This is a genomic window from Sporomusa sp. (genome assembly GCF_057736855.1).
In genome coordinates this window covers 1-9385 of sequence record NZ_JBYKYF010000106.1, presented here as the reverse complement: position 1 = coordinate 9385, position 9385 = coordinate 1, and the positions used below count along the sequence as shown (strand labels likewise).

The 9385-nt window shown below is 40.3% G+C and carries 11 protein-coding genes; 2 read left to right on the top strand and 9 right to left on the bottom strand.

Annotated elements, in window-relative coordinates; all coding sequences use genetic code 11:
* From AC29Z1_RS08760 to AC29Z1_RS08745, 4 genes are all read right to left on the bottom strand, one after another.
* On the bottom strand, nt 1–802 hold an 802-nt coding region (locus AC29Z1_RS08760), incomplete at its 3' end, for a SpoVR family protein (protein ID WP_488271078.1).
* Nucleotides 802–2007 carry a sporulation protein YhbH gene (gene yhbH, locus AC29Z1_RS08755; RefSeq protein ID WP_488271077.1) on the bottom strand — a complete coding sequence of 402 codons (1206 nt, stop codon included), beginning with the start codon at nt 2005–2007 and terminating at the stop codon, nt 802–804. The genes yhbH and AC29Z1_RS08760, both read right to left, overlap by 1 nt.
* A gap of 21 nt (nt 2008–2028) precedes the next feature.
* Entirely contained in the window at nt 2029–3954 is a 1926-nt protein-coding gene (locus tag AC29Z1_RS08750; protein ID WP_488271076.1) for a serine protein kinase, read from the bottom strand.
* A gap of 193 nt (nt 3955–4147) precedes the next feature.
* Entirely contained in the window at nt 4148–5836 is a 1689-nt protein-coding gene (locus tag AC29Z1_RS08745) for a methyl-accepting chemotaxis protein (RefSeq protein ID WP_488271075.1), read from the bottom strand.
* Nucleotides 5837–6037: 201 nt separating this feature from the next.
* Here AC29Z1_RS08745 and AC29Z1_RS08740 point away from each other — a divergent pair, with 201 nt between their 5' ends.
* Nucleotides 6038–6376: a L,D-transpeptidase gene (locus AC29Z1_RS08740; protein WP_488271074.1), complete on the top strand. Its 339-nt coding sequence runs from the start codon at nt 6038–6040 to the stop codon at nt 6374–6376.
* Nucleotides 6377–6387: 11 nt separating this feature from the next.
* On the opposite strand, the gene AC29Z1_RS08735 is transcribed toward AC29Z1_RS08740, so the two are convergent.
* Nucleotides 6388–6906: a hypothetical protein gene (locus tag AC29Z1_RS08735; protein ID WP_488271073.1), complete on the bottom strand. Its 519-nt coding sequence runs from the start codon at nt 6904–6906 to the stop codon at nt 6388–6390.
* Between the two features lie 197 nt (nt 6907–7103).
* Between AC29Z1_RS08735 and AC29Z1_RS08730 the strand changes: the two genes are divergently transcribed.
* Nucleotides 7104–7583, top strand: coding sequence for a YbaK/EbsC family protein (locus tag AC29Z1_RS08730; RefSeq protein ID WP_488271072.1), 480 nt, complete (start codon nt 7104–7106; stop codon nt 7581–7583).
* A gap of 184 nt (nt 7584–7767) precedes the next feature.
* Here AC29Z1_RS08730 and AC29Z1_RS08725 read toward each other — a convergent pair whose 3' ends face one another.
* From AC29Z1_RS08725 to AC29Z1_RS08710, 4 genes are all read right to left on the bottom strand, one after another.
* Nucleotides 7768–8220: a chemotaxis protein CheX gene (locus AC29Z1_RS08725; protein WP_488271071.1), complete on the bottom strand. Its 453-nt coding sequence runs from the start codon at nt 8218–8220 to the stop codon at nt 7768–7770.
* Nucleotides 8210–8695, bottom strand: a complete 486-nt coding sequence (locus AC29Z1_RS08720; RefSeq protein WP_488271070.1) for a chemotaxis protein CheX — start codon at nt 8693–8695, stop codon at nt 8210–8212. Before AC29Z1_RS08720 ends, AC29Z1_RS08725 begins: the two co-directional genes overlap by 11 nt.
* Nucleotides 8696–8712: 17 nt before the next feature.
* Nucleotides 8713–9099, bottom strand: a complete 387-nt coding sequence (locus AC29Z1_RS08715) for a response regulator (RefSeq protein ID WP_488271069.1) — start codon at nt 9097–9099, stop codon at nt 8713–8715.
* A 27-nt stretch (nt 9100–9126) separates the two neighbouring features.
* Nucleotides 9127–9385: chemotaxis protein CheW (locus tag AC29Z1_RS08710; RefSeq protein ID WP_488271068.1), on the bottom strand; the 259-nt coding region annotated here is incomplete at its 5' end.

Sequence of the window (9385 nt, the reverse complement as noted above, 5' to 3'; positions counted from 1 at the left end):
GATTATGCCGCTGCAGGAACTCCAAATGCAGTCCCTGCGGCAACGCCATTTCATTCAGGAGAAGGTAATGCCAATAACTTGCCCAACCCTCATTCATAATTTTAGTTTCCACTTGGGGCATAAAATAAAAGCTCTCTTCTCTGACAATATTAATTAAATCCCGTTCCCAGTAAGACAACTTACCCTTTTCACTTAAAAACCATAATAAATCAGTTTTAAGTCGGTCAGGGATTTGTTCCGGCGACTCCTTCGCCAGTTCATTTTTTCCCGGCGGTTTTCCCTCACCTTGCCGTCTGACTTGAAACCGCAAAGCGTGAGCCGCATCAAGAATACGTTCTACTTTTTTAAGTCCAATACTGGGGTCTGCTATATAATCCCGCACCCGATTAGCATGGGATTTAAACATTTCAACCGTTAGCTCTGCCCGGGTATTTTCTTTAAACAGTCGATTATTTTTAAAAAAATCATTATGGCCGAACACATGGGCAATAGTTAATATCTGCAGTAATAAGGTATTATCCCGCATGAGATAGGCGATGCAAGGATCTGAGTTTATCACCATCTCATAAGGTAAACCAGTCAGATTATACTTATAGAATGTTTTTTGCCGTTCATACGCTTTGCCATAACTCCAGTGGGGGTAATGAGACGGCATGCCAACATAAGCCTCATAACATAACATATCTTCATAACTACAAATTTCAAATTGTTGCTCATAACAGTTCAGGCCGTTTTTTTCCACAAGCTTCTCGATTTTTTCGCACCATTCCTCAAGCTGACGTAGTGTATAATCTGCAGCCATTAGCTATCACCTCCGACGGTTGCCTCAACCTCGGATTCTTTTTCCAGTATTCGTTTAAGTGCCGGCCAAATATCTTCTTTTCGCCCCATGGAAACAATTATAAAATTGTTATTATTTACTTTTTGCTCCAATTCACGCCGAATAGTAACCCCGTACCCATAATTGGCCAATATTTCAACATATCCTACCAAGTTACAGACATCTGCCAACTCTTTCGCTTTTTCAATAGTCCGCTGATTATCTTCAGTCCAATTATCGCCATCGGTACAATGAAATGCGTAGATATTCCATACTGATGGACTGTACCGCTGCTCAATAATTTCTAACGCCTTGGTATAACCACTTGAAATCATGGTGCCACCAGACTCGCCATGATGAAAAAACTCACGTTCATTTACTTCTTTGGCCTCGGTGGTATGAGCAATAAAAACTACGTCAACCTGTTCATACTTCCAGCGTAAAAATTGATATAGCAGAAAATAAAAAGTACGAGCCAGGTATTTTTTGCTCTGGTCCATAGAACCGGATACATCCATAATGCAAAAAACTACAGCATTGGAATGGCGCCGAATATCCTCTTTTACCCGGAAGTAGCGCAAATCCTCCTCGCGGAAAGGTACCCGCGGACGTATGGGACATCCATTTTCATCAAATGTTTCGGTATATACTTTTTCTCTGATGAGTCCCTGCTGGCGTTTGATCTTTTCTATCATCGTACGTTTTTTGGCCAGTCTTGGCGGGATCCCTTTGCGTTGATAGCCCGATTTTTTAAATTTATATTCTGACTCTTGGAGAAAAAACTTTTTGCGTTCCAAATCAGGCAGGTTAATATCTTCAAATAAATAGCTGATAATTTCATCCATGGTAATCTCAGTCTCATAAATTTCTTCGCCCGGCTCATTGCCAGCCTGACCTAACCCTTTTTCCTGCTGGCCGCTAGTCCGGCCAATGACCTGCCCCCGTTGCTCGTTACCTGTACCGCTGGCAGTACCGCCATTATTCTTGCCATAAATAAACTGATATTCTTTGATACCGCGAATGGGTATTTTAATTTTTTTATTCTTACTTTGTCCGATAATGCTTTCCTCAGCAATAATATCACCTAAATTACGTTTGATGGCGTCTTCTACCAATTCACGGTGGCGTTTACGGTCAAATTGCGAACGATCAGACTGACCAGTACGTCCCTCTTTGAAAATTGCCATAGTTCACCTCCGTTTCCCGCATTAATCCTTCCACAAGTTATTGGCTGCATATTTTAAAATTACATTGCAGCAATGCGGGCAATAGCCGTTGTCCTTCATAGACTCCACCATGGCATTATATTTACTTTCCTGTTCTTTATCCCGTACTCTGGCCTGAGTAATAATACGGGAAAGTTCTTTAACTGACGAGATAAGTTTCTTTTCAATAGCTTCTTTGAGCGGCTCATAACTCTTATATTCAATTTTTCCCCCACCCCGCATAACCGAGAACATATAGGACGTAACATCCTGACGAAAACCTGGAGCCGCCGTACTAGTAATACCTATTTGCTCTTCAATGGATTGCAAAAATTTGATATCAGGTTCAAGTTCTTCCCCCGTATTTTTATCTTTCAATTTGGTCATATTTACATAGGCCTCGGCATGATCTAAATAATTATTAAACAGGCTTTCAGCTTGTTCTTGGTAACCATGAATGAAGGCTTTCGTTATTTCTTTTTCCAGTATTTTGTTATATTCTTTTTTAATAGTATCTTGTAAAAAGCCCAGATAACGTTTCTTCTCATCCTCTGCAATTGCAAGCTCCTTGACGGCTTTAATCATATTGTCAATAACAGCAATCGGATTAATGCAATTAAACTCTGATTCTGACAAAGTAGTATCCAGTGCTTTCATAATAAATCGGGTAGAAATTCCCGTCATACCTTCCCGTGGTGCTTCTTCCCGTAGTTCAAATATATCAACTTTTTTCGTTGATCCTTTTTCAACAATTTCTTCACCGTTATAAATTTTTAATTTAGTAAGAGGATCAACCTTAGAAGAAGGTGCCAACCGAGTGAGTATGGCAAACATCGAAGCAACTTCGATAGTATGAGGAGCAATATGAGCGTTAAAACTACTGTTTTTGAGCACTTTGCGATAAATCTTTACTTCTTCGTCAAGTTCCAGACAATATGGCACTTCTACCTTAACAATCCGGTCAAGAATGGCCTCATTGGTATGATCAGATTTAAATTTATTCCATTCAGCTTCATTGGAATGGGCTAAAATAATGCCATCAAAATAAATCATAGGACCTTTGCCTGGTGAAGGAATTGACTTTTCCTGCGTTGCAGTAATCATGGTATGAAGGTATTCTACGTCATTCTTAAAAACCTCAATAAACTCTACCACACCTCGGTTCCCAACATTAAACGCCCCGTTTAATGACAATACCCGCGGATCATCTTCCGGGTACAAATCAAGCTTTGAAATGTCGACAGACCCAGATAGCACTGATGTATCCTGGTTATTAGGATCAACTGGCGGCACAACGCCAATCCCCTTACGGGATCTGATGGAAAACTCACTGGTAGTAACTGGAAAACGCTCAAATTCGCCGTTAAATTCATTTTTTAAGCGGTAACGGCAAATCGGACATAAATCTCCCTCTATCTTGACACCGAGTAGCTCTTCAAATTGTGGTCGCAAATGTTTAGGAATCAGATGCAGCGGCTCTTCCCGCATTGGGCAGTCTTTGAGTACATAGATGGGCGGACTCATCTCTAACGCTTGTTTCAATGCTTCCATAATTGACGACTTACCTGCCCCGACGGGACCAACCAAATACAGCACTTGCCGTGATTCTTCCCCCTTCATGGCAGCCGAATGGAAATAGCGCATGATTTTCATAATACTTTTATCAATTCCAAAGAATTTGTCTTGGAAAAAACGATAACGCTTAATAGTATCGTTGCCATAAATTCGCTTTAATCTTGGGTTCTCTTCGGTTTTTATTGTCTCGACGCCAGGTTTGATGAGTAACTCATACATCCGTTGATGGGCCAAGACAGCAATCCCGGGATTTTCTTTAACAATTGCCAAATAATCCAGAAAAGTACCATCAAATTTATATTGTTTACGCTCTTGCCGGTCTTGCTTAATGAGTTTCTCAAAATCATAAGCCATAGTACGTACCTCCTTTTGGAAATTTACTGAGGTAGTTTTCATTTTATGAATACCGATATAAATACGTATTTTTTATGTCACATAGTAATTACATCTTTTTACTAATTTATTACCTTATTGCAAAATTTGGGCCTGTATAATAAAAAAAAGAGCGTAGCTAGTAACAGCAGCTATGCTCGTTGAGTCTATTTAATTATTGTTTTAGCTTTTCCCCTACAAATAGCATTCCGACGATTTGTCCATCTTTATCTTTGAGCGGTTCATAATTTACTATATACCACTGTCGCATAACAGTAGCCCGCCCAATATATTCAGTACCTCGTTCCAGCACTGCTTTTTCAACATATCTGGCTGCCGTAGTACCGGTTGCCCGACGTCCAGTCCTGGTAGTAACAGTGGTAGCCACCCGGAGATTTCCTTGAAAGATAGTAAAATCAGCGCCAATTTGCCGGGAGATTTCATCAACCAATCGATCGTTGTTATTAATTATCTCATTACCGGCTACTAACTGATTATTTCTGTTTATATAAATAGGACCGTATGCAGTTAATAACTTTCGTGCCTTGTTTAACTTTTCTTTTATTTGCTGTCTGGTAACTTTGTCAACAGCAACAAACTGAACCGTCATTTCCTCCATATTTCGCGCCATACCATTAAGCTCTTTTGCCGCTACGGTGATCTTCTCAATGGTTGCAAATACTTCTTCACTAGCGGCATTGATTTCCTGGCTGGCACCGAAAAACTTACGAGAAATATTGGTTAATTCTTTGATGTTAGCTGCAATATTTTGAATATCAGCAGTTATACCATTTATATTTATCGCCATAAAATTAGCTTGTTCTTTGAGATTCTCACTAATCGTAATGATTCTGGTTAATGCAGCTTCTGAACTACTGGCCTTTTCGGCCCCTTGGTGGGCCTGTCTAAGTGCTTCTTCTATGGCGGCAACTGTATCCATAGTTTCTTCTCGTACTCCTGTAACCAACTTAGTTATTTCCTTGGCTGACTGGCGGGAATCTTCAGCCAGCTTCCGCACTTCATCAGCGACTACCGCAAACCCCCGGCCTTGTTCACCCGCCCGAGCTGCCTCAATGGCAGCATTAAGGGCCAGCAGATTTGTCTGATCCGCAATACCCGTAATAACTTCAACGATCTGTCCAATCTGATGTATTCTATCAGCTAAATCATGAATGGCTTTTGATGAAATATCCATTTGCCTATTTACGGCGTTGATCGTAGCGATAGCGTCTTTTACCTGCGCTGCCCCTTCACTGGCACAGGAATTGGTTTCTTTTGCTAAATGTGCTGTCTGATCCGCTAATTTATTGATATCAACTATTTGCGCACTAGCATGATCAGTAGAATTACTGCATAATTCCAAATCATGCACTTGCTGAGAAGAACCTGTCGCTATTTCACCAATACTTTCTGTTGTTTGACGCATGGCTTCACTTACCTGAATAGTGTAATCTGACAACTGCTTACTGGCTTCTAATGTTTTATTGCTAATTAACGTAATCTCCTCAATTAAATCCGAAATTTTACGCATAACACTATTGGTATTATGGGCAAGTTGACCAATTTCGTCACTTGACTTGATATGTATTTGCTGATTTAAATCTCCACCGCCTGATGCCATTTCCCGCAAACAGATAAGCAATTGGTGAACGGGATTGGCAATACAGTGAGTAATCTTTAGTGACCATAGCAACAAAACAGCTACAGATACAATAAAATAAAGAAAACATATTCTTTCATATTGATTCGGTGACACTACCTTCATTAGAAAAATAATTCCTCCTAGTGGGACTATACCAGTAAAAAATAGGCATGCCGCCAGCTTGCCATTAATTCCTTTAAACCACTGAATGATTGGGGTCATTGACAAATATCTCCCTTCAACCAAATTTTGAGAAATTTGTTATATTTTTATATTTAATACTTCGGGAAATTTTCTTCATATCCTTTTATATTTAACTAATATTTTAAATTTTTAAAAAAAATAAGAGAGTAACTCCTTCCTTATTACTCTCTTATCACTTTCAATTTGCCTCCGCATACTATAGTAGCAGAGGTGATGCATATGGCATATTCTATTAAAATTTCACTTTCTAGGCGTCTCTTATTTTTAAAAAACGGTAACTCGATAGTAAGAGCCTATCCAGTTGGTATAGGAAAAACAACTACTGCCACCCCTACAGGCAATTATCACATTATTAGTAAAGTCCGCAATCCCGGTGGCCCTTTCGGTGCCATGTGGTTAGGACTTAATCACCCTCATTACGGTATTCACGGTACCAATAATCCAACTTCTATTGGCGGGGCTGTTTCAAAAGGCTGTGTACGTATGTATAACCGGGATGTACTTGAGCTCTCCCGTCTGGTGACCATCGGTACCCCGGTTAGTATTGAAGTAGATTAAAAAACTTTTAATTAAAAGAATCCCTCTGTTGTTATCCGCGATAAACAGATTTCTGCCGACAATTGTTCAAAAAAATTGACATTAAAATCACCAGGAGTAGTACCATTTGTTCTACGGTTACTATGATAACCAATAACTACTCCCTGAATAATGGCACAACTCTTGGTTCGTGGAATGGGTATACCACGAAACGGATTAAAATCTAGTGGCGCAACATAGTAGTTGAGGATACCGTTATCATTAACCACCAAGCGATTAGGATCAAACCCGTCTGCCGTATATACAGCATCGGTAGGTGCAGCTGGCCGCAGTCCTCGGTCAGTAACAAACCACACTGTGTAAACACCTAGTGGAATAAGGCCTTCTGCGGATATTGAAATATTACCGTAACCATCATATCCGCATATTTCACCACTGGCTGTAGCCTGCACCCAAAATCCGGCATCAATATCTGGCGGCCTATTAGTAGCCAATATTGTAAACTCAAGCGGACAGCAACCCTGGCATTTGTCAGCTTTTCTGCTATCCATTATAACTCTCTCCTTTTCCGTTATTCATTTGTATATTATATGTACCACACATTACATAAGTTCCTTACACCTATAGTGACAGAAATTTGCCGTCCAGACTATGCTTAAACCAACATATGCTATACCTAATTTAAATTTATTGAAAAATATTGTATAATAATGCATATGATTTCATGTATAATTCGGAGGATACAATTATGGCAAATGCATTAGGAAAAAGCGCCGCTAAAGTTCAAGCAGAACTTGATAAATATGGTCTGGATTTAAAAGTAATTACTATGCAGTCTTCCACTCGTACCTGCCTGGAAGCAGCCAACACCATTGGTTGTCAGGTAGGACAAATCGTAAAATCAATGATTTTTCGGGGAAAAACCACTGGTAATCCAGTGCTTATCGTTGCCAGCGGTAATAATCGGATTAATGAGAAAAAAATAAAACAGTACCTAGGTGAGGCTGTATTTCGTCCTGATGCCGATTACGTTCAGGAAGTTACCGGTTTTGCCATTGGCGGAATTCCTCCTATCGGTCATAATACGAAACTAAAATGTTTTATCGACAAAGACCTTTTTCAATACCAAGAAATTTGGGCCGCCGCCGGTACACCCTTTGACGTTTTTCGTCTCACTCCCGAACAGTTGGCAACCATTACCGAAGGACAAGTTATTGAAGTAAACTAGGAGTAAACGGTTAACCTTCATCAAATGCAATAAAAAACCTCAGGTTAATCACTTCATACAGCAAAAGAAGGTGTAAATCCCTCAACATGATAAGGGTTACACCTTCTTTGTTTTTTTTAAATTTTCTTTTCTAATTTTCTATGCCAATAGGTTTAACATGATTACTTGGTGAAAAAGCATACGTTTATGCTATCCCCAAATAGACATCAATTCCGCCACAGGATGTCATCAATTCAGTCACCATAATATCATCATGGCCGACGGTAACTGCCATTTTCTGACCTGAGATAAGTGTCGGCGGTGTAATATCGACTAATACATCTGAAAAACTGGTAACAGACATGCCTGAGGCCATATTAGCAAATTCACATACAGCACTTTTAGCCATATCATCCAGATTATCTATGGGGAAACCTCCCATCATACTGCTTGCCACAGCTTTTGCCGTCTCCGAAGACATACTATAAATAACACTTCCCCGTATATCTTTCGCCAAACCAACAATTACAAGCACATCATGTCTGCTAAAAATAGATTCAGGCGCATGACATTCAGGCTGAACAGTGGCGTCAATGCCAAATTGGCCAAGAACATTGCTTGTTACTCTGGCAAATGTTTTCAGTCTTTCACTTAACATTGGCTGTTGCTCCTTCCAGACTAAGATGAATATAAAGAGGTTTACCCCCCCACTCTACCTGCGCTGTACACAAATTGGAATGATCGCTAAATACCTCAATCCCTTCACCTACAAGCACATTGGGCGGAGTCAGACGCAGACCGGGACGGTCTGGCCCATTATTAATATTGGTGATTGCCTTTCCCGAAAACATGTTACTTAGTTCGGCAAGAGTATAAAACAGCATTTTATCATACGGATTTAGCTTTTCGTCGTTCATGGCCTCGCCGACTGCTTGAGCAGTATCCATATCCAATTCCATAACGATTCGGCCACTAACAGCGCCAGTAAATCCAAGCAATGAAATAAATACAATCTGATCCTGGATGGCAGGCAGTTGGCTACTTACCTTTTTCCATGTGCAACACTCACCAGTAAGGGTATCAAGAACTGCAACCATAGCGTCAGCTAACTTAGCTAAATACATTTCTTGCATATTTCATCTCCTAATAGTTAATATTCTGATCTCGCAAGGTAATCCTCGACAGCTTGCACCAATTCTTGTCCTTTAAACGGCTTAGTCATAAAAGCACCTACCCCCACTGCTTTCGCCTCAGCCATAATATCTTCGTCTCCCATGGCGCTAAGCAACATAATTTTAGCATCTGGAAACTGAGATTTAATGATCCTGGCGGCTTCAACACCATCCATGACCGGCATAGTAATATCCATAATCAACAGATCTGGCTTAATCGCAGGATAGCTCTCTACAGCTTCCTTACCATTCTTACAGGTGCCACAAATCTCAAACCCTGCCGGAATTAACGCCTTACCGACCGCTTTATGAATAAAAGGGCTATCATCAACTGACATAATTCTTGCTTTACTTCCATCACTCATACCAAACAGCCTCCAAAATTTATCTTTTTATTTCTGCGCCAGACTGATAAGCTCAGATGCGTTGAGAACAATAGCAACCTTACCGTCACCCAAAATGGTGGCACCTCCCAATGCCGGCAGGTTAGAAAGATACTCTGGCAATCCTTTGACTAAAATATCCTGTTCATTTAGAAGTTTATCGACAGTAACGCCAATTTTATCCGTGCCATTGGAAATAATAACCGTAGGAACTACCTCTTGCTCCTCGACCGGCATACCCAAAATAGCAGCTAATGATACCACCCCA